This window comes from Streptomyces sp. NPDC056347 (assembly GCF_042262625.1).
Taxonomy (GTDB): Bacteria; Actinomycetota; Actinomycetes; order Streptomycetales; family Streptomycetaceae; genus Streptomyces.
Genome location: NZ_JBHJQP010000087.1, coordinates 1 through 19,403, shown reverse-complemented (window position 1 = coordinate 19,403; position 19,403 = coordinate 1). Strand labels below are relative to the sequence as shown.

Sequence of the window (19,403 nt, the reverse complement as noted above, 5' to 3'; positions counted from 1 at the left end):
ACTCTCCGTAAAGACCTTAGCCACCGACTGTGACAGTGGGGTTCGCACCCGGACCCGTCCCCTCGATCGGGCGAATTCGGGCTGCCGCCGGATCACGGGCGGCCCGCGCTACGTTCTGTCGCCGGTGCGTCGGCGGCCGTCGCGTACGGCCACTGCGATGCCCGCGAGCGCCGCGACGAGTACCGCCACACCCGTCACCGCATAGGTCGCGAGGCGGGTGGTGCGTTCGTCCGCCGTCTCGCCGGGGTGGAACGCTGCCGCGGCCGGGGCCTCGGCCCCGCTCGCGCCCTCCTGGGCCACCGGTCGTTCGAGGGGCCGTTCGTCCTCCGTCAGGGCCCGTACCGGGTCGACGACTCCCCAGCCCACCAGGCGGTCGCGGCCCGCGACCGAGCGCTCCGCCGTCTGCTCGATCTGGGCGACGACCTGCTTCCGCGTCCAGTCCGGGTGCTTGGCCCTGATCAGGGCGGCGACGCCGGCGGCGTACGGGGCGGAGAAGCTGGTCCCGCTGTCCGCGCAGTGTCCACCGCCGGGAACCGTGGAGACGATGTCCACACCCGGGGCGGCCACGTCCACGAAATCGCCGGACTGGGAGAAGGCCGCCCGCTCGTTGTCGCGGTCCGAGGCGGCGACGGCCAGAACGCCTTCGTACGAGGCCGGGTAGGTCTTCTTGACCCTGCCGTCGAGCCCGTCGTTGCCGGCCGAGGCGACGATCACGATGTCCCGGTCCAGAGCGGCGTTCACCGCCTGTTCCAGGACGGGGGTGGAGGCCACCGCTTCGGACGTGTCCTGGGAGATGTTGATGACGTCCGCGCGCGCGGTGTCGGCCGCGTAGTGGACGGCCTCGGCCAGTGTGGCTGCCGTTCCGTTGTTCCTGGCGTCGTTCTGCCGGATCGGGATGATCGTCGCGTCCGGTGCCAGACCGGTGAAACCGGTGCCCTCCGCTTCCCGGGCGGCGATGACTCCGGCGACCTTGGTGCCGTGGCCGACCGTGTCCGTGGTGCCGTCCCTGGGGTCCCCCCGCAGGAAGCTGCGGCCGCTTCCGGCGTCCACGGCCGTCTTGAGCTGGGGGTTTTTGATGTCCACCCCCGTGTCGATGACCGCCACCCGTACCCCCGCGCCCGTGGACTGCCGCCACAGTTCGTCCAGCAGGACGCGCTGCAGCGACCAGGGGCGGCCGGGGTACGGCTTCGACGCGAAGGTGCACCGTGTCGGGTCGTCCGCCCCGGCGGGCGGCACCGGCAGCGCGACGCCGAGGAGCGCGGCGGTCACGGCCGTCAGCGTGCGCCGGTACGGCAGGCGATGCGCCGTCCTCATGAGCCCTGCGGCTGGCGGGCCGCCCCGGTCGACAGGCGCGGCCCCGTGGGCAGGAAGCCGGACCAGGAGGCCGGAACGGGTGCGGGCACGACGTTCGCGTAACCGAGCCGGCTCTGCGCCTGCCGCGCTTCCAGGCGTCGCCGTCGCCGCTCCCGCGCCGGGCCGGACTCGCCGATTCCGGAGTCGTCCCGGACGCTGTCGCCGTTGGACTGCATGGCGTAGCGCAGCCCTGTGTCGGTGACCAGGAAGACCGGGCCGGAGCCGGTGGCGACGCCCTTGAACTGCCGGAAGAGCTGTCCGGAGCCGGGGGTCACGTAGGCGCTGCTGGAGCCGGTGGGCAGTGTCGCGGGGAAGCGGGTGCCCGCCCAGGTGCTGAGTGTGGTGGTCCCGCTGCCCGGGGCGACGCCGCGCAGGACGGCGCAGACGGTGTTGCGGCTTTGGGGCGCGGTGCTCGCGGAGTTGACCGGCCTCGGCTCGTGCGTGGGCCAGTCCAGGTCCTGGCCGAAGGGTGTGCCGGGCACGAAGGCTCCGGCGCTGACGTGCCGCGCCGTGCCGCCCTGATCGAGGCCGGTCAGGGCACGGCTGTTGAGCAGGAGCTTCGCGACGAAGTCCGATACGGGGGCGACCCGGCCGGGCAGCACCACGTACTGCCGGGTCCTGGTGCCGGACGTCGCCGCGAGGACCATGCCCACTCTGTTCGCTCTGTGCGGCAGGCGCCCCGGGACGCCCGCGTCACCGCCAGGGATGCCGGGAAGGGCGGGGAAGTCGATCGTGTCGCCGAGGTGCAGGGTGCCCAGCCAGGCGGCGGAGACCCGCTGCGGGGCGCGGTTGTCGGTCAGGGTGCGCAGCAGCAGTTCGCGTTTCCGTACCGGGTACGCCCGGCCCTCGGCGTCCACGACGTAGCGGGTGCGGTCCGGCCCCGGGCCCTCGACGTGGATCAGCTCGCCGCCCCGCAGCCGGTTCTTCCCCTCGGTCCGTTTCAGGTCGCGTGCGGCCAGGACGAACGCGGCCCGCTGGATCGCCCTGCCGCCCTCCACCGGCCGTTGGCAGACCGCCCAGCGCTTCTTGGCCCCGGCCTCCTTGCCGTCCGGCAGCCGGTCGGGGGCGTAGGGGATGCCGAGGGTGGCGCCGTGCGGAATCCTGCCGCTGTCCAGGACGTCCTCCCCGACGCCGATGGCCCTGTCCTCGCCCCCGTCCGGGTCGAGCAGGAGCTTGGCGGAGGACATGTTCAGCACCGGGTGGAGCTGCTTCCTGCCGTCGGTCCTCAGCACCACGTAGCGCGTGGTGGATCTGCTGGCGACGATGACGTGTCTGTACGGGGTGTCCCAGTCGCGGGGGGCCACGGGCCGGAACATCCCCCAGGCGCCGAACCCTGCGAGGATCACGGCCCCGACGACCGCCCCGGGCACCACGGCGCGCAGCGGTCTCGGCGCGCCCTCGTCCGAGCCCGTCCCGCCGGGGCGCAGGAACTGCGCCACCAGCCTTCGCTTCGCAAAGGTGTACGCGTTGAGTTCATCGCGCCGTGATGCCATCCCCGTCGGCCGCCCCTCTTCCCGGTGGCCGACCAGGCTCCCATACGCGCGACCGCCCCGGCGCCTCGAACTGGCGTCCCCCCACGGCGATTTGACGCGTCGTCCCGCTGCTCAGGTAGCGTGGCCGGTCGGCCGACGCCGGTGGGACGAAATGGTGGACAGGGGTGCGAGGGGGCACGAACGGCGATGGGTGCGGCGACACGTGGACGTACACGGAGGGCCCGACCGGGAGTGCCTGTTCCTTCCCGGGGGCAACGCAGCAACGAACCGCCCGCAGGGGCCTTCGCGGCGTCGGCGGGCGCAACGGCGGTGACGCTGCGGCGGGCTCCCCGGTCCGGGCTCGTGCTGCGGCGGCTGGTGCTCACCGAGGCGGCGCTGGCGGCCGGCGCGGTGGGGTTCGAGCTCGGCGGCGCCGCGTTGGCGGGCTCGGCCGTGATCGCCGGTCTGCTGATGCCGTTCGCGGTGATGCCCCGCCGGGGGCGTGCGGCGGCCGGACGGCTGTCGACGGCCCTCGCCCTGCGCACACGGCGACGGGACGCCTCGGCAGCGGCCCCCGGCACGGACCCGCAGTTGGCCCCGGTGGCGGAGGGGGTGCCGGGGCTCGCCCCGTACGGCTACGTCGACCGGAACCGTCGCACGGTGGGCATGGTCGGGGACGGCACGTTCCTGACGGCCGTCGTACGGGTCGAGGCCGATGGTGAGTCGCCGCGCCCGGCGCACGGCGGGCGGACGCTCCCGCTGTCCCTCCTGGGCGATGCCCTCGCGGTGGACGACATCGTGCTGGAGTCCGCGCAGCTCGTGCAGCAGGTACGCCCCTGTCCGGCGCCGCATCTGCCGCAGCGGTCGGCGGCGCGGCTCTCCTGCGCCCCGTTCCAGGAACGGATCGGGGCGCCCGCGCTGCGGATGACCTGGGTGGCCGTGAAGCTGGATCCGGAGCTGTGCCGGGAGGCGGTCGAGGCGCGCGGAGGCGGCCTCGGCGGAGCTCAGCGGTGCCTGGTGCGGGTCGCGGACCATGTCGCGAGCCGGATCACCGGTGCCGGTTTCCGGGCCGTGGTGCTGGACCAGGAGGAGTTGCACTGCGCCGTGGCCACTTCCGCGTGCGCCCGTCCGCTGCTCTCCGGCCGCACCGGGCGGCCGGATGCCGCGGCGCAGCGGCGGACGTCGGAGACGACGAGGGGCTGGCGGTGCGACGACCGCCGGCACACCGCCTACGCGGTGCGCCGCTGGCCCGATTCCAGCCGTGGGGCGGCCTCGCTTCCCGGTCTCGTCGCGCTGCTGGCCTCGGTCCCGGCGTATGCGACGGCCTTCGGTCTGACGGTGCGGCGCGGTTCGCGCCGGGGCGAGGTGTCGATCTGCGGTCATGTACGGATCACGGGCGGGTCCGATACGGAACTGGCCCAGGTACGAAGGGCGTTGGAGCGGGCCGCACGGCAGGCCGGGGTCCGTCTGATGCGGCTGGACCGCGAGCAGCTGCCGGGCGTGCTGGCGACGCTCCCGCTGGGAGGCGCGCGGTGACGCGTCGTATCGTGCCCGGGCGGGGGCTGCGCGGTCCGCGCCATACGGGGCACACCGTGGCCACGGAGCACCTGGGTGCCCTGTCGCTGCCGGTCGGGGACGACGGCGTGTTCATCGGCACCGACGCCGAGGGGCACCCGCGCCTGATCGGATTCCACCGCCCGGCACCGTACGACGTCCTGCTGATCGGCGGTCTGTGGACGGCGCAGGTGCTCGCGCTGCGTGCGGCGGCCACCGGGGCACGGGTGGCGGTCGAGACCGGACGTCCCGGGTCGTGGACGGGGCTGGCGCGGGCTGCGGGTGCCGGTCTCGAGTGCGTCCGCCTTCATGAGGTGGGCCGGGTTCCGCCGACCGGGGCGACCGTGGACACCCCGGTGGTGGTGGTACGGGACTGCGGGACGCGGCCGCCGCGGGGCCGGGTGGCGTCCTCGCCGTGGCAGTCGGTGCTGACGCTGCTGCCCTACCCGAGCGCGGTGGCGCCGCGGCTGATGCGGGCGGCGGCTCTCGTGGGCGTCCAGCGGGTCTCGCCGGACGAGGCGGAGTCGATCGCGGGGGTCCTGGGGCTCACTTGTGCCGAGAGCGAGGCGCTGCCGGCCCTGGCGGACGGAGTCACGCTCTGGGTGGCGGGCCGCGAGCGCCACTGGGTCGCGCCGGGCGCGACGGAGACCGAGACCCATCTGTTGGGCGCTGCTCGCCGGATGGACTGAATACTGTCCATTCACCACCCCGGAACTGCTGCCTCCGGGGAAGATGGCCAGAGAACGACACGGTTCGATCGGAAGGGACGCCGACATGGGCACCCAGCAGGAGAAGGACGAGCTCTACGCCCTCGACATCTCGGATGTGGAGTGGCTGAGCGCACCGGGGACCGAGGACGTCGAGGAGCGGGTCGAGATCGCGCATCTCCCGGGCGGTGCGGTCGCCATGCGGTCCTCGCTGGACCCCGGGACCGTGCTGCGGTACACGGAGGCCGAGTGGCGCGCCTTCGTACTGGGCGCGCGGGACGGCGAGTTCGACCTCGCGTAGGCGATGACCGGTCGAAAGGGGCAGCCGTCCACACGGGGCGCCCGCCCCTTTCTTCACGTATGAGGCCGAGTTGGGGCGGTACATCAGGCCTCATGGCATATCGAGCGCTTCGCTCCGTGGGCGGTGTCGCACCTCGGGGGCTTGTAGCCATTACGTGACCTACTGGACAGTTCCTGTCCTGCGGAACGGCCTGCCGGAGCGAGCCCCCTGGCGATTAGGCTGGGCCCGGGCGCGGCAGAAGAACCTGCGGGCAGGCCATGCGTGCCCCGGGGGGAGAGCCGGGCGTTCAGGCAGACGGAAACGGTCGCCCCCACCCACCACGGCACAAGGGTGCTCGACCACACCAGGAGGCAAAGTGAGCGGCGATCGGGACGAGATCCGCGGGGGCTGGAACAAGCCCGTCGACGAGTCGTCCGACGCGGAGCCCGTCGAGATGACGGGTGAGTTCACCATCGACTACACCCCGCCCGCCTGGTACACGCAGAACGCGCCGGGGGACTCGTCGGGGGGCGCCGGGGCGCATCTCGCGCCGCCCACGCCTCCGGGCGGTTCGCCGATCCCCGCCCCGGTGGCATCGGCCGGGGGCGGTTCCGACTCCGACTGGACTCCGGCACCGCCCGCCCCGGTGTCCGCGCCGTCGCCCTCGGCGGGCGGCCCCGCCACGGGCGGTGCCACACCGCCCTCCTCCATGCCTTCTCCCTCCACGCCTCCCTCCTCCACGCCCCCTTCGTCCGCACCGAGCACGCAGGACGAAGGCGCGGTGTCGGATCCGTTCGGGGACGGCGATGTGGAGAGCGGATCGACGATGCGGTTCTCGCCGGCCGCGCTGAAGCGCCAGATCGCGGAGATCGAGGTCGGCATCGGGGACGGCATCGGGAGCGGCCCGCGGTCCGGGAGCGGTGCCGAGGACGGCCCCGGTACGGGGACGATTCCGGCCGAGGCGGCCGGTTCCGCCGAGGAGCCCACGCCCCAGGACCGTGCGGAACCGGCGGGCGGTGCGGCCGACGAACCGCAGGACGCCGCGCCCGCCGACGCCGTCCCCGCCGCAACGCCCCAGGACGCGCCGCCCGCGGGCGCGCCGCAGGGCTCCGCGGCGCCCGCCGCGCCGAGTCCCTGGACCCCGGCTCCGCCGCAGGGCGCGGCGCTGCCGCCGCTGCCGCCCGCCTTCCAGCCCGCCGCGCCGCAGCCCGCCACACCCCAGTCGGCCCCGCAGTGGCCCGCTTCGGCCCCCGGCGTGCAGGCCCCCGGCGGCTACGGCTTCCCGCAGCAGCCTGCTCCCCCGGCCCCGCAGGCACCGGCTCAGCAGCCCATCGCCCCGCAGCCGCCCGCGCAGCAGACACCTGCTCAGCAGCCTCCCGCGCAGGGCGGTTACGGCTTTCCTCTGCAGCAGCCGCAGGCCCAGGCACCTCAGGCGCCCCACCAGCCGCAGTGGCCCGCCCAGCCCGGCACGCCCCTTCCGCCGCAGGCACCCCACGGCAACCAGAGCCCTCAGCCGCCCGCCCAGGCCGCACCCCACCTGCCCGCCCAGGCGCCCCAGCAGCCCCAGCCCCAGCCGCCTCACCAGCAGCCCCAGCCGGGTGCCCCCGTCGACCCGCGCACCGGCGCCGCCTGGCCCAGCCCGGTCACCCACGACCAGCGCGAGCGCTCCGTGCCCGGCGCCCCGCTCGGGTACACCGCGGCCGTCGAGCTCTCCTCCGACCGGCTGGTGCGGGGCAAGCAGAAGGCGAAGAGCAGCCGCAACCCCTCCGGCGCGTCCCGCTTCAAGCTGGGCGGCAAGAAGGAGGAGGCCGAGCGCCAGCGCAAGCTCGAACTGATCCGTACGCCGGTGCTGTCGTGCTACCGGATCGCGGTGATCAGCCTCAAGGGCGGCGTCGGCAAGACCACGACGACCACCGCTCTCGGCGCGACCCTGGCCACCGAGCGGCAGGACAAGATCCTCGCCATCGACGCCAACCCCGACGCGGGCACGCTCGGCCGCCGGGTGCGCCGCGAGACCGGGGCGACCATCCGCGACCTGGTCCAGGCGATCCCGTACCTCAACTCGTACATGGACATCCGCAGGTTCACCTCGCAGGCGCCCTCCGGTCTGGAGATCATCGCCAACGACGTGGACCCGGCGGTCTCCACCACCTTCAACGACGAGGACTACCGGCGCGCGATCGACGTACTGGGCAAGCAGTACCCGATCATCCTCACCGACTCGGGCACCGGCCTGCTCTACAGCGCGATGCGCGGAGTCCTGGACCTCGCCGACCAGTTGATCATCATCTCGACGCCCTCGGTCGACGGCGCGTCCAGCGCGTCCACCACGCTGGACTGGCTCTCCGCGCACGGGTACGCGGAGCTGGTGCAGCGCTCCCTCACCGTCATCTCGGGGGTGCGCGAGACCGGAAAGATGATCAAGGTCGACGACATCGTGCAGCACTTCGAGACGCGCTGCCGCGGCGTGGTCGTCGTACCGTTCGACGAGCATCTGGCGGCGGGCGCCGAGGTCGATCTCGACATGATGCGGCCCAAGACGCGCGAAGCGTACTTCCACCTCTCCGCCCTGGTCGCCGAGGACTTCGCGCGGGCCCAGCAGCAGCAGGGGCTGTGGACGTCCAACGGCTCGACCCCGCCGCCGCAGTTCGCCCCTCCGATGCCGGGCCAGCAGCAGTACCCCCCGCAGCAGGGCCAGCAGCCCCAGCCCTACCAGCACCAGCCGTACGGCGGTCAGCAGCCCGCGCAGCCGTACCCGCCGCAGCCCGCCCCGGGAGCGGGACAGAACGGCTGGCAGCCGCAGCCGCTGCCGCCGCAGGCCCCGGGCGGTGCGGGTCCGGCCGCTCCGCAGCCGCCCGCGGGGTGGCAGCAGCCACCGTCAGCGCCTCAGCAGTAAGGCATCAGAGGTCTCTACCAATGAGGGCCCGCACCGTCCGCACGGTGCGGGCCCTTTTGCGTATTCCCGCAGACCACACGCGGTTTGGACGACCGTTGACGCAGCTCGACCCCCGCTGATAAACCTTCGCTTCACCAGCTGGCGAACCACAGATCAACCCGCCTTCTCCGTGCGAGTCATGACGCGAGGTCCCTGACCATGGTCGTAAGAGTTCCACCACGCTCCGTCCAGCCACGCTCCCGTCTGCGTGTTCTCCTGGCCTCCGGTGCCGCCGCGCTGGCACTGGCCGCCGGTTCCGTCGTCCCGGGTGTGCCGTTCGGTGCCACGCCGCAGCAGGCGCAGGCCGCTGACAGCGGGAAGTCGACGCTGACCGTCGCCGTCGCGCAGAGTGTCGACTCGCTGAGCCCGTTCCTGGCGCAGAAGCTGCTCAGCACCAGCGTCAGCCGGCTCATGTACGACTTCCTCACCAACTACGACGTCAAGGACAACCACGCGATCCCCGGCCTCGCCACCAAGTGGGAGCCGTCCGCGGACAAGCTGACCTGGACGTACACCATCCGCTCCGACTCCAAGTGGTCGGACGGGCAGCAGGCCACCGCCGAGGACGCGGCCTGGACGTTCAACAAGATGATGACCGACGAGGCCGCCGCGCAGGCCAACGGCAACTTCGTCGCCAACTTCAAGAAGGTCACCGCCCCGAGCCCCACGCAGCTCGTCATCGAGCTCAAGGAGCCGCAGGCCACGATGGCCGCGCTCGACGTGCCGATCGTGCCGAAGCACGTCTGGGAGAAGGTCGGCGACTTCTCCAAGTTCAACAACGACACGTCGTTCCCGGTGGTCGGCAACGGGCCCTTCGTCCTGACCGACTACAAGGTCGACCAGTACGTGAAGCTCAAGGCCAACAAGGACTTCTGGCGCGGCAAGCCGAAGTTCGACGAGCTGGTCTTCAAGACGTACAAGGACCAGGACGCCGCCGTCGCCGCGCTCCGCAAGGGCGAGGTCTCCTTCGTCGCCGGGTCCCCCGCGCTGACGCCCGCCCAGGCCGCCTCGCTCAAGGGCGAGAAGAACATCAAGGTCAACGAGGGTCCGGGCCGCCGCTTCTACTCGCTGGCCGTCAACCCGGGCGCGCAGACCAAGGACGGCAAGAAGTTCGGCGACGGCAACCCGGCGCTGCACGACCAGAAGGTGCGTCAGGCGCTCTTCCTGTCCGTCGACCGCCAGACCGTCATCGACAAGGTCTTCCAGGGCCACGCCGTCGAGGGCCAGGGCTACATCCCGCCGCGCTTCACCGCGTACGCGTGGAAGCCGACCGCGGAGCAGAGCCTGGCCTACGACCCGGCGAAGGCGGGGAAGCTGCTCGACGAGGCGGGTTACGAACTCAAGGGCGGCAAGCGGGTCGGCAAGGACGGCAAGCCGCTCGACCTGCGCATCCTCTGCCACGCCACGGACCCGAACGACAAGGCGGTCAGCAAGTACCTCAAGGAGTGGTGGGGCAAGCTCGGCATCGGTCTGAAGGTCGACTGCCTGGACGACGTCTCCGTTCCCTGGTACGCCGGTGAGTACGACCTCGCCTTCGACGGCTGGTCGGTCAACCCCGACCCCGATTTCGTCCTCGGCATCCACACCTGCGCCGCCCTGCCCGTCAAGGCGAAGGACAGCGCCACCACCGACAACTTCATCTGCGACAAGACGTACGACGAGCTCTACAAGAAGCAGCTCGCCGAGTACGACCCGGCGAAGCGCACCGAGCTCGTCAACCAGATGCAGTCGTGGCTGTACGACTCCGGGTACATGAGCATCATGGCGTACCCGAACGCGGTCGAGGCGTACCGCACCGACCAGATCAAGTCGATCACGACCATGCCCGAGGCGGCCGGGAACATCTACGGCCAGGACGGCTACTGGAGCTGGTGGTCCGCTGTTCCCGCGTCCGGCGACAGTTCGGACGGCTCCGGCGGGTCGGGCTCGACCGGTGTCGTCATCGGCATCATCGTGGTGGTCGTGGTGCTCGCCGGTGGCGGGCTGTTCCTCGCCCGGCGCCGCAGCACCACGGCGGACGATCGCGAGTAATCACCTGATCGGGTGAAGAGGGGCCGGCCGGGGAATATGCACCTCACCGGCCGGCCCTCTGCACGTGCGGCACGAGTAACGAGAGTTCCCCATGACAGCTGACAGCACTCCGGCGCTCGTGCAGCACGCGGATGCGGAGACCGAGGGCCCGGCACAGTCCGGTCCGTCGCCCGCACGCGGCCCACGGGCGCGCAACACCAAGGCATACCTCCGATACATCGTGACCAAGATCGCGGGTGCGGCGGTCTCGCTCTTCGCGGTCCTGGTCACCAGCTTCTTCCTCTTCCGGCTCATCCCGAGCGACCCGGTCAAGCAGATGACCGGCGGACGTCCCACCTCTGCCGACCAACTCCAGTCCATGAGGCATGAGTTGGGCCTCGATCTACCGATGTGGCGGCAGTTCGTCTCGTACGTCGGCGACGCGCTCACCGGCGACTTCGGGATGTCGTTCCAGTACCACATGCCGGTCATCGACAAGATCACCGCGGCGCTCCCGGCCACCCTGCTCCTCACCGGTACCTCGTACCTCCTCTACACCGCGCTCGGCATCTGGCTCGGCACCCGTACCGCCTGGCGCAACGGCTCCCGGAGCGACCGCTTCCACACCGCGTTCGCGCTGACGCTCTACTCGGTGCCGTCGTTCTGGCTGGGCCTGCTGCTGATCATCGTCTTCTCGGTGGGCATCGGTCCGATCCCCGGCCTGTTCCCGACCGGCGGCCTGGATTCCGCCGACGGCACGACCGGCTTCGCCCACGTCCTGGACGTGGCGCACCACCTGGTGCTGCCGGTGGTCACCCTGGTGGCCGTCGGCTACGCGCAGACGCTGCTGGTGATGCGCTCCTCGCTGCTCGACGAGATGGGCAGCGACTATCTGACGACGGCCCGCGCGAAGGGGCTGCGGGACGACTCCGTACGGCGCAAGCACGCCGTGCCGAACGCGATGCTGCCGACCTTCACGCTGATGTTCGTGAACCTCGGGCATGTGGTCGCCGGGCAGATCCTGGTGGAGACGGTGTTCTCCTGGCCGGGGCTCGGCGGGCTGTTCTACGAGTCGCTCAGGGTGCCCGACCTCCCGCTCGTCCAGGCGCTGTTCTTCGTCTTCGCCACCGCGGTGATCCTGGCGAACACCCTGGCCGACCTGCTCTATCCGTTGCTCGATCCCCGGGTGGGCCGATGACGACCGAATCCATGCCCACGTCCACGAAGACGCCCACGGAGCCCGCGCCCGCCCCCGCGCAGAGCGCCCGCGCCCTGGCCCGGGCCCGCAAGCGGCAGTCCGCCGCCCGCTTCTGGCGGGAGTACCGCAAGCACCGGAGCGGGCTGTGGGGGCTGGGCGCGCTCGTCCTGATCGCGCTGATCGCCCTGTTCGCACCGCAACTGGTGGGCTCCGACGCGCAGAGCGTGACCGATGCGCCCGGTGGCCCGATGGAGTCGCCGAGCGGCGCGTTCCCGCTCGGCACCGACCGGTACGGCCGCAGTGTGCTGGCGCTGCTGGTGTGGGGGGCCAGGATCTCGCTGACGGTCGGGCTGCTGGCCGCGTTCCTGTGCGTCGCCATCGGCACGGTCGTCGGGATCGTCGCGGGGCACTTCCACGGCTGGTACTCCACGGTCCTGATGCGGATCACCGACTGGTTCCTGGTGATGCCGACCCTGGTCCTCGCGATCGCGCTGGCCACCGTGATGGACCGTTCGATGTGGACGGTCATCATCGCGATCGGCGTGACCACCTGGCCGACCACGGCCCGGCTGGTGCGCGCCCAGACCCTCGCCGTGGAGTCCCGCCCGTACATCGAGCGGGCCCGGGCGCTGGGCGGCGGCCACGGCCACGTCATGGTCCGGCACGTGCTGCCGAACGTGATGCCGCTGGTGCTCGCCCAGACCACGCTGGTGATCTCCAGCGCGATCCTCACCGAGGCGACCCTGGCGTTCCTCGGTCTCAGCGACCCGACCACCACGTCCTGGGGCGGCATGCTCCAGGACGCCCGCGAGGCGGGCGCGGTGAGCGCGGGCGACTGGTGGTACCTGGCCCCGCCCGGCATCGCCATCGCCCTGGTCGCCCTGACGTTCACACTGTGCGGCCGCGCCGTCGAGTCCGTCCTCAATCCCAAGCTGGGGGTGGCCCGTTGAGCACCACGAGCATCCAGAAGCCGCCGCTCCTCGACGTACGCGACCTCACGGTGACGTACGCGGGCGGGGCACAGGCCGTCCGCGGGGTGAACCTCTCGGTCGACGCCGGGCAGAAGCTCGGCATCGCCGGTGAGTCGGGCTGCGGCAAGTCGACGCTGGCACTCGCGCTGCTGCGGCTGCTGCCCGCCGGCACGAAGGTCACCGGCGAGATCCGGCTGAACGGCGAGGATGTCCTCGCCATGAAGTGGGGCCAGGTCCGGGCGGTGCGCTGGGCGGGCGCCTCGATCGTGTTCCAGGGCGCGATGCACTCGCTCAACGCCGTGCACCGCATCGGCGACCAGATCGCCGAACCGATCCTGCTGCACAAGCTGGCGACACCGGAAGGGGCGGTGAAGCGGGTCGGCGAACTGCTGGAGCACGTCGGGCTGCCCGCCTCCCGGGCCTCCGCCTATCCGCACGAGCTCTCCGGCGGGCAGCGGCAGCGCGTGATGATCGCGATGGCGCTCGCCTGCGATCCGGGCCTGATCATCGCGGACGAGCCGACCACGGCCCTCGACGTGATGATCCAGGCACAGATCCTCCGGCTGATCGAGCGGCTGGTGGCCGAGCAGGACCTCGGTCTGATCATGATCAGCCATGACCTCGCGGTGCTCTCGGACACCTGCGACCGGCTCGCGGTGATGTACGCGGGCCGGGTCGTCGAGGAGGGCCCGGCCGCCGAGGTCTACGAGCACGCGCACCATCCGTACGCCAGGGCCCTGTCCGGCGCGTTCCCGCGCATCGGCGACCCGGCCTCCCGGTTCGCGCCCCGCGGGCTGCCCGGCGATCCGCCGGACCCCGCGGCGCTCCCCGGCGGGTGCACTTTCCACCCGCGCTGCCCGGTGGCCGTGGAGTCCTGCGCGGGCACGGACCAGGAGCTGCGGACCGTGGGCGCGGGGCGGCAGGTCGCCTGCGCGCTGGTGGAGCCCGGGGCGGCCGCGGAAACGGCTCTGCCGGGCGCCGAGGAAGCAAGGAGCACAACATGACCACGCCCCCTCCCCTGCTCAGCGCCCAGGAGCTGAAGGTCGCCTTCCCCGGCCGGCGCGGGGCCGCCCCGGCGCGGGCCGTGGACGGCGTCGACCTGGACATCCGGCCGGGCGAGATCGTCGCCCTGGTCGGGGAGTCCGGCTGCGGCAAGACCACTCTGGCGCGCTCGCTGCTGGGCCTGGTCCCCCCGACGTCCGGCCGGGTCACCTTCGACGGCGAACCGCTCGACTACGGCAGCCGGGCACTGAAGAAGTACCGCAAGCGGGTCCAGCTGGTGCTCCAGGACCCCAGCGGCTCCCTCAACCCCCGGCACACGGTGTACGACGCCGTCGCCGAGGGCCTGCGCATCCACGGGTACGCGGGCGACGAGCGGACGGCGGTCGCCGACGCGCTGTCGCGGTCGGGGCTCCGGCCACCGGAACGGTTCTTCCTGCGCTATCCGCACGAGCTGTCCGGCGGGCAGCGCCAGCGGGTGGTGATCGCGGGCGCGCTGGTGCTGGAGCCCGAGCTGATCGTCGCCGACGAGCCGGTGGCCTCGCTGGACGCCTCGGTGCGCGGCGAGATCCTGGCCCTGATGCTGCGGCTGCGCGACGAGCTGGGGCTCTCCGCACTGGTGGTCACGCACGATCTCGGGCTGGCCTGGAACATCGCGGACCGGGTCGCGGTGATGTACCTCGGGCGGATCGTGGAGACCGGCAGGGTCGAGGAGATACTGACGGCGCCCAGGCACCCGTACACCCGGGCACTGCTCTCCGTGCTGCCGGAGTCCGGGGTGGAACCGGTGGTCCTGACCGGTGAGCCGCCGGACCCGTCCAAGGTGCCGGGGGGCTGCCGGTTCCACGCCCGCTGCCAGGTGCTGGCCTCGGGCGAGGCGGAGCGGGCGGGTGTCGCGGCGGACTGCCGCACCAAGGACCTGCCGGTGCTCACGGGCGGCGGGCAGACCCAGGTGGCCTGCCACTGGGCCGCCGCCGTGACGACGGAGGCGTAGGCGAACGCGGCGGGGCCGGGACCGATTCCGACGGTCCCGGCCCCGCCGCGTCCGGCCGGGTCAGCCGCGTTCGTACGCGGCGACCAGCTCGCTGCACCGCTTCACATCGGCGGCCATCGCCACCAGCAGCTCGTCGATCGAGTCGAACTTCAGCATCCCGCGGACGTACGCGAGGAAGTCCACCGAGACGTGCATCCCGTACAGGTCGAGGCCGACGCGGTCGATCGCGTACGCCTCGACCGTCCGCTCCGTGGCGTCGAACTGCGGGTTGGTGCCGACCGAGATCGCGGCGGGCATGGCCTCGCCGTCCACGTTCAGCCAGCCCGCGTAGACGCCGTCGGCGGGGATCGCGGTGTGCGGCAGGGTCTCCACGTTGGCGGTGGGGAAGCCCAGCTCGCGGCCGCGCTGCGCCCCGCGCACCACGACGCCCTCCACCCGGTGCGGGCGGCCCAGGATCTCCGCGGCGCCCGCGACGTCGCCCGCGGCGACCAGGCGCCGGGTCAGGGTGGAGGAGAACGGCTCGCCGCCGCCCGCCGCGCCGCTCACGTACAGGTCGACGACCTCGACGCGGTAGTCGTACGTCGCGCCGAACTCCGTGAGCAGCTCGACGTTGCCCGCGGCGCGGTGGCCGAAGCGGAAGTTCGGGCCCTCGATGACCAGCCGCGCGTGCAGCTTGTCGACGAGCACCTTCACGATGAATTCGGCGGGCGCCAGCCGGGAGAACTCGGTGGTGAACGGCAGGACGAGCATCGCGTCCACCCCCAGCTCCGCCATCAGCTCGGCACGGCGGTGGTGCGGGGCGAGCATCGGCGGGTGGCTGCCGGGCCGCACGACCTCGCTGGGGTGCGGGTCGAAGGTGACCACGACCGAGGGCACACCCAGCTCGCGGGCGCGCTCCACGGCCCGCCCGATGATCAGCTGGTGCCCGCGGTGCACCCCGTCGTAGGAGCCGATGGTGACGACGCTGCGTCCCCAGTCCTCGGGGATGTCCTCCAAGCCACGCCAGCGCTGCACTCTGACCGCTCCTCGCCCTCACCTGTGTACGTGGGTGTCTCTCTTACGCAGGTCTAAGACTGCCATGCTCACGCCGCGCGGCCTGCATCGGCATCGCCTTCGGGTCGCCCGCACCCTCCACCGCCCGCCGGGCGCCCGGCCCGATCAGGGACTCCCACTGCCGCGGCGCGTCGGCCAGCCAGCCGGTGATCAGCGCGGCGAATCCGGGCACGGTCCGGGCCAGCTGGACCAGCCGGGCCTCGAAACGGGCCGCGCCCTCGGGGGTACGGGACAGCAGCGTGCCGGTGCGGTGGACCAGGGCGCGGGTACGGGCCGGGGCGCGGGTGGCCGCGCCGGTCGCGGCGGCCCGCAGCAGCGCGTCGAGCACGACCGGATCGCGGTGGGCGTCCTGCTCGAAATCCAGCAGGACCTCCAGCAGCTGCTCCCGCAGCGGCCCGGAGGCGGAGCTGCCGGGCGCGGCGAGCACCCCGGCGAGGGCCGCCCGCACCGGAGGCGGTACCGGGCGGTCCCGCAGCAGTCCGGTCACCAGCGGCAGCAGCAGGGCGCGGGCGGCGGGGCCGCGCTCCAGCCTGCGGTCCACGTACCCGGCGGCGTGCACGGCGTCGCCCGGGTGGCTGTCGACGTAGGCGCGCACGAGCCCCGCGGCGTGCAGGGCGAGCGCGGGGGCATCGACCTCGGCGAGGTCCCACAGCAACTCGCCCGCCCCGTCGTCCGGCCTGGTCAGCCGCTCCCGGAAGGCCGCGAGCACCTGCTCCGGGCGGGAGGGCAGCGCGGCGGCGAGCGCCTCGGCGCCGGGCCCGGCGTCCCCTGCGGCGAACGCTCGCAGCGCCTGCGGGAGGTAGCGGTCGCGGGTGTCCGGGTCCTGGACGAGCAGGGCGAGCGCGGCCCCGTGCTGGGCGGCGTCGGCGGGACGGGCCAGCAGGGCGAGGGCCGTACCGCGCAGCAGCTCGCGGTCGGCGTCGAGGGTGGCGTACGCCTGGGTGCGCAGGGCGTAGGAGGCGGCGGCCGTACGGCGGGCGCTGCGCTCCTCGTCGTGGGCCCAGCGGTGGACGGCGCGGCACAGCGCGGCCGGCTCGTCCTCGGCGAGCACGGCGAGCAGCTCCTCGGCCCTGGGGTGGAGGGTCGAGACGAGCGCGTCGGTCAGGTCGTCGACGGCCAGGTCGCGACGGGCATGAAGGAGCGCCTGCGCCGCGGTGGCCACGGTCCGGCGCACCGTGTCCCCCTCCCCGCCGGGCAGCGGGCGCTCGTCGGTGAACCAGCCGCAGAGCAGCGGCTGGATGTCCCTGGGGCGCTCGGCGAGCCGCCGCGCGACGGTGTCCAGGAACCGCTCGCCGTCCTCGCCTCCCCGGCCGTCGGCGGGCACGAGGAGGCGGAAGAGGTCGAACCGGTCTCTCTCGGAGAGCCTGAGCCGCCGCCAGAACCAGGGCCCGAACACGGCGTACGTCCCCGGCCCGCCGGGGCCGCCGGTGACAGCCCGGCGCACCACCCGGCCGGCCAGCAGCCGCAGCACACCGAGGTACGGACGGGCGTCGGGCACCCGGAGCAGGGTCTGCGAGAGCAGCCGGACCGCCCACCAGCAGGCATCGTGCTCCGCGGTCTGGCCCCCGTCCTCCGTGTCCGAGGCCGGCTCCGCCCCCGGTTCGTCCCGGGCCGACAGGCGGTCCAGCGCTCCGATCAGATCCGCCAGCTGGTGGGAGAGCGCGGCGGGACCCTGGCGGCGGCCCAGGAGCAGCAGGGCCTGGATCACCGGGCCGATGCGATGGCGCGGCACCGGAAGGGTGCGCGGCGCCTCCGCCACCGGCTCCGGCGGCCGATTCCGCTCCGCCGCCTCCTCCGGCGGGGCCTGCACCGCTCGGCCCGCGCCCGGCCTCCTCGGCCGGGGCACCCGGACCCCGGCCCTCGCGGTGGCGGCTTCCGGCACCTCGTCGGCCCCGGCCGGTGCGTGCCACCGGTGAACGAGGGCACACAGCGCGGCGTCCACGTCCAGGTGGGCGCCCTGCACCCAGTCGCCCAGCTCCTCGTGGGCGAATCGGTAGCCGGTGCCCGCCGGGACGATCAGGCCCTCGGTGAGGACGGCCGAGGCCCAGCCCGTGCGCCAGGGGAAGACGGCCTCGAACACCTCCCGGCCGAGCTCGCCCTGCCCGGGGCCCAGGCAGCGCCGCGCCGCCTCGTGGACCTGCCCCGCCACCCGCGCGGCCAGTCTGCGGACCGCGTCGCCGCCCGGCGCCGGACCGGCCTCCGCCGCGATGCGGACGGCGACCCGCAGGCACATCAGGTCCAGATGGGCGGCGAAGACCTCCTCGGTTCCGGGCTGCCCGGCGACGTCCCCGGGCAGCGCGGCGCGCACCTCGGCCAGCAGACGCAGGGTGAGGGGGTGCCGGTCGTGGCCGGGGGCGAGCGCGCCGGGCGGGATTCCGTAGCGCTCCATGGCCCGCTCGGCCTGGACCGCGGTGAGCTCGCCCAGCGGCACCGCGTCGGGCAGCCGCTTCGCCGGTCGGGCGGGACGGTGCAGCGAACCGGGCGGGCAGAGCGCTCCGGCCGTCTCCCAGTGCTCGGGCCCGCAGCCGATCACCAGCCTCGCCCCGTGCTCCCGCAGCCACGCGACCGTGGCGGTGATCCAGCGGGCCGGTTCGAGGGCCAGGGCGGGCGGCATCTCCTCGGGGCCGTCCAGCAGGACGAGCAGCGGGCTCCCGGACTCCCCGGCCAGCCGGGCCACCCGCTCGGGGGTGGCGCTCGCCATGTCGCCCCGGGCCCCGGCGGCGGTGACGATCCGGCCGGCCCGGCGCAGCGTGCGGGCGACGGCGTCGGCGATCGAGGTGTCGTCGGCCAGCAGGTCCGCGCCGCGCAGCCAGAGCGTCGGGGCGGGCACCGGGCCGCGCGCCCGGCGCGCGGTGAGCGCGGCCAGCTCCGTGGTGCGGCCGGTGCCGGGCGCTCCGACCAGGCCCAGGACCACCGCCGTCGGCTCCCGCTCCGGAGCCGCGAAGGCGTTGAACTCCGCGATGACGTCGGGGCGCTCGACCGGATCGGGCCCGGCGCCCGGTCCGTCCGCCGAGCCGAGCGAGGTCGCGGTGAGGTGCAGGGCGCCCGCGAGGTTCAGATCGCGGCCGTATCCGGGGACGGTGCTCGCGTTGCGCCGCAGCAGCTCGTCGAGCGGGCCGCCGGTGCCCACCGTCCACAGGGGTACGGCGAAGGCGGCGCCAGGGTGTTCGGCGCGCAGCGCGGCGCCCAGTACGGCGATGACCGCGCCGCTCTCCGGATCGAAGACGGGCCCGCCGACGGCCGCGCCGCCGCTCCGCAGGGCGTCCCGGCCGTCCGTGCCGAGCGCCAGCTCCAGCGCCGCACCGATCCGGTGGGAGCGGCCGTGAGCGGTGTACGTCACGGGGGCGGTGCCGAGGACCCGGGCCTCGCGTCTGCCGTGCGCGGCGATCGTCACGTACGTACCGGCCTCGATGTCGTCCCGCCGGGCGATCGGGACCGGCTCCACGCCGAGCTCGCCGGGGCCGGGGGTGCGCAGCAGCGCGAGGTCCAGCCCGGGCAGCAGCGTGATGTCGCCCGGCTCCACGGTGCGGCTGCGTCCGTCCGCCCCGTGGAGCACCGGGCGGGCGACACCGGTCACGGCTTCGTGGCTGGTCAGTACCGTGCCCCGGTCGTCGGCGACGAATCCGGTGCCTCTCGGCCGGCCGCCCGGATCGCAGATACGTACCAGCGCTGTCCGGTCCCCGCTTCCCATGGTCCCGACGTTAGGCCGAATGATCAGCGACTGGGCCACTCGGAGTAAAAACGCCCCCGAATGCACCCTGGATTCACTCCGAGCGCCCGCCCGTAGGGGTGAATCGGTGGCATCGGGTGGACGAGGGGGAAGCGCGGACAGGCGGAAGCGGGGAGCGTGGAGCGGTCGCAGGAGCCGTCCCGCGAC

Annotated in this window: 13 protein-coding genes; 9 read left to right on the top strand and 4 right to left on the bottom strand. The window is 73.5% G+C overall.

All coding sequences use genetic code 11. The annotated features are described in order from the left end of the window. Nucleotides 1-108: 108 nt before the first annotated feature. Nucleotides 109-1,314: a type VII secretion-associated serine protease mycosin gene (gene mycP, locus ACFCV8_RS20700; protein ID WP_376686847.1), complete on the bottom strand. Its 1,206-nt coding sequence runs from the start codon at nucleotides 1,312-1,314 to the stop codon at nucleotides 109-111. Beyond that, nucleotides 1,311-2,846 (bottom strand): type VII secretion protein EccB, encoded by a 1,536-nt coding sequence (eccB, locus tag ACFCV8_RS20695; RefSeq protein ID WP_376686846.1) that lies wholly within the window; start codon nucleotides 2,844-2,846, stop codon nucleotides 1,311-1,313. The genes mycP and eccB overlap by 4 nt, the downstream gene beginning before the upstream one ends. Nucleotides 2,847-3,032: 186 nt before the next feature. Between eccB and eccE the strand changes: the two genes are divergently transcribed. The 9 genes from eccE to ACFCV8_RS20650 all read left to right on the top strand — a co-directional run bounded on the left by eccE (nucleotide 3,033) and on the right by ACFCV8_RS20650 (nucleotide 14,473). Further along, nucleotides 3,033-4,361: a type VII secretion protein EccE gene (gene eccE / locus ACFCV8_RS20690; protein WP_376686845.1), complete on the top strand. Its 1,329-nt coding sequence runs from the start codon at nucleotides 3,033-3,035 to the stop codon at nucleotides 4,359-4,361. After that, the gene (locus ACFCV8_RS20685; protein WP_376686844.1) at nucleotides 4,358-5,068 is read left to right on the top strand and encodes a hypothetical protein; all 711 of its coding nucleotides are present in this window, start codon (nucleotides 4,358-4,360) and stop codon (nucleotides 5,066-5,068) included. The genes eccE and ACFCV8_RS20685 overlap by 4 nt, the downstream gene beginning before the upstream one ends. An 85-nt stretch (nucleotides 5,069-5,153) precedes the next feature. Then, complete coding sequence (locus ACFCV8_RS20680; RefSeq protein ID WP_376686843.1) at nucleotides 5,154-5,387, top strand: DUF397 domain-containing protein; 234 nt, start codon at nucleotides 5,154-5,156, stop codon at nucleotides 5,385-5,387. Nucleotides 5,388-5,742: 355 nt separating this feature from the next. Beyond that, entirely contained in the window at nucleotides 5,743-8,262 is a 2,520-nt protein-coding gene (locus ACFCV8_RS20675) for an SCO5717 family growth-regulating ATPase (protein ID WP_376686842.1), read from the top strand. A 198-nt stretch (nucleotides 8,263-8,460) separates the two neighbouring features. Then, nucleotides 8,461-10,332, top strand: a complete 1,872-nt coding sequence (locus ACFCV8_RS20670; RefSeq protein WP_376686841.1) for an ABC transporter substrate-binding protein — start codon at nucleotides 8,461-8,463, stop codon at nucleotides 10,330-10,332. Nucleotides 10,333-10,423: 91 nt separating this feature from the next. Then, nucleotides 10,424-11,509: an ABC transporter permease gene (locus ACFCV8_RS20665; protein WP_376686840.1), complete on the top strand. Its 1,086-nt coding sequence runs from the start codon at nucleotides 10,424-10,426 to the stop codon at nucleotides 11,507-11,509. Beyond that, the gene (locus tag ACFCV8_RS20660; RefSeq protein WP_376686839.1) at nucleotides 11,506-12,459 is read left to right on the top strand and encodes an ABC transporter permease; all 954 of its coding nucleotides are present in this window, start codon (nucleotides 11,506-11,508) and stop codon (nucleotides 12,457-12,459) included. The genes ACFCV8_RS20665 and ACFCV8_RS20660 overlap by 4 nt, the downstream gene beginning before the upstream one ends. Beyond that, nucleotides 12,456-13,484: an ABC transporter ATP-binding protein gene (locus tag ACFCV8_RS20655; protein ID WP_376686838.1), complete on the top strand. Its 1,029-nt coding sequence runs from the start codon at nucleotides 12,456-12,458 to the stop codon at nucleotides 13,482-13,484. The genes ACFCV8_RS20660 and ACFCV8_RS20655 overlap by 4 nt, the downstream gene beginning before the upstream one ends. Further along, nucleotides 13,481-14,473 carry an oligopeptide/dipeptide ABC transporter ATP-binding protein gene (locus ACFCV8_RS20650; protein WP_376686837.1) on the top strand — a complete coding sequence of 331 codons (993 nt, stop codon included), beginning with the start codon at nucleotides 13,481-13,483 and terminating at the stop codon, nucleotides 14,471-14,473. Before ACFCV8_RS20655 ends, ACFCV8_RS20650 begins: the two co-directional genes overlap by 4 nt. A 60-nt stretch (nucleotides 14,474-14,533) precedes the next feature. On the opposite strand, the gene ACFCV8_RS20645 is transcribed toward ACFCV8_RS20650, so the two are convergent. Further along, nucleotides 14,534-15,487, bottom strand: coding sequence for a bifunctional riboflavin kinase/FAD synthetase (locus ACFCV8_RS20645; protein WP_376686836.1), 954 nt, complete (start codon nucleotides 15,485-15,487; stop codon nucleotides 14,534-14,536). Between the two features lie 43 nt (nucleotides 15,488-15,530). Next, nucleotides 15,531-19,217, bottom strand: a complete 3,687-nt coding sequence (locus ACFCV8_RS20640; protein ID WP_376686835.1) for a trypsin-like peptidase domain-containing protein — start codon at nucleotides 19,215-19,217, stop codon at nucleotides 15,531-15,533. Nucleotides 19,218-19,403 lie beyond the last annotated feature (186 nt).

Excerpts from the sequence above, each read along its gene's own strand:
- mycP (WP_376686847.1), bottom strand. The coding sequence starts at position 1,314 with ATGAGGACGGCGCATCGCCTGCCGTACCGGCGCACGCTGACGGCCGTG.
- eccB (WP_376686846.1), bottom strand. The coding sequence starts at position 2,846 with ATGGCATCACGGCGCGATGAACTCAACGCGTACACCTTTGCGAAGCGA.
- eccE (WP_376686845.1), top strand. The coding sequence starts at position 3,033 with ATGGGTGCGGCGACACGTGGACGTACACGGAGGGCCCGACCGGGAGTG.
- ACFCV8_RS20680 (WP_376686843.1), top strand. The coding sequence starts at position 5,154 with ATGGGCACCCAGCAGGAGAAGGACGAGCTCTACGCCCTCGACATCTCG.
- ACFCV8_RS20670 (WP_376686841.1), top strand. The coding sequence starts at position 8,461 with ATGGTCGTAAGAGTTCCACCACGCTCCGTCCAGCCACGCTCCCGTCTG.
- ACFCV8_RS20665 (WP_376686840.1), top strand. The coding sequence starts at position 10,424 with ATGACAGCTGACAGCACTCCGGCGCTCGTGCAGCACGCGGATGCGGAG.
- ACFCV8_RS20660 (WP_376686839.1), top strand. The coding sequence starts at position 11,506 with ATGACGACCGAATCCATGCCCACGTCCACGAAGACGCCCACGGAGCCC.
- ACFCV8_RS20650 (WP_376686837.1), top strand. The coding sequence starts at position 13,481 with ATGACCACGCCCCCTCCCCTGCTCAGCGCCCAGGAGCTGAAGGTCGCC.
- ACFCV8_RS20640 (WP_376686835.1), bottom strand. The coding sequence starts at position 19,217 with ATGGGAAGCGGGGACCGGACAGCGCTGGTACGTATCTGCGATCCGGGC.